This is a genomic window from Ralstonia sp. VS2407, from assembly GCF_052950655.1.
The window spans coordinates 1-904 of the sequence record NZ_JBRFVG010000037.1; the positions used below are offsets into that span (position 1 = coordinate 1).

Annotated in this window: 1 protein-coding gene; it reads left to right on the forward strand. The window is 56.2% G+C overall.

Annotation, left to right across the window (positions count from 1 at the left end; translation table 11 throughout):
- Positions 1-34: 34 nt before the first annotated feature.
- Positions 35-904, forward strand: an 870-nt coding sequence (locus tag ACU8YE_RS23650; protein ID WP_446929768.1) for an ATP-binding protein, incomplete at its 3' end; no start/stop codon positions are given.

The following is a 904-nucleotide window of genomic DNA, read 5'->3' on the forward strand; positions in this document are numbered from 1 at the left end:
GTTCACTGGTACTGATCGCTCATGCGATTGGTTGGTGGAAAAGATTTACAGCAAGACGCAGCCTCATATTCAGGTCGAAGCTTCTGAAATCGAGCGCTGTGGCAAGCGTTTGATTGCGTTGCGCATCCCGCGGGGGATGGCGTTGTATCAGCGATCCAAAGGCCAGGCCAGTAAACGCGTCGGGAAAAACTGTGTTCCTTTGGGGGAGGATGAGCGTCGCAGTATTCACCTGTCCCGTTCGAACCCTGACCTGAGCGCTACTGTGTCTCGACGAAGCCCTGAAGATCTCGACCCTAAGGCAATCGAGCAGGCTAAAGCACTCCTTGCCAACCGGAAGCATGCCTTGGGTGATGACTCGCCTGTACCCCAGACGAGTCTTCAACTCTGCAGTGAGTTGGGATTGCTTACGGCCGATGGCGCGCTGACATTTGCGGCAGAAATTCTCTTCATGCAGCCACTGCACAACCGGACGGTCGTGAGACATTTGCTTCGCGACGTGCCCAGTGGCGATCCGAAAGTAACCGAGATCTCCGCACCGTTGATTACTGCGTCAGAACAGCTACGTGCGTTGATTAAGGCTCACACGTCGCAGGAGATTGCGCGAGTGCAGCTCCCGAACGGGCAAGAGTTTCCCATTCCGGCGTTTCCTGCGGCTGCTGTAGATGAAATTGTTTCTAACGCATTCGCGCACCGCGACTGGGGAGCGACCACTGCAATCGTCGTTGATCAGTCTCCGACCAGTCTGACCGTATGGTCTCCTGGTGGCCTCCCCGTAGGCGTGCCCGAGGAGCGGATTCTGACCACCCAATCGATTCCGCGCAACCCGATTCTGATGGGTGCACTGCGACAGTTAGGACTTGCTGAAGAATCTTCGCGAGGCTTCGATCGCATGTGGGTCTCCATG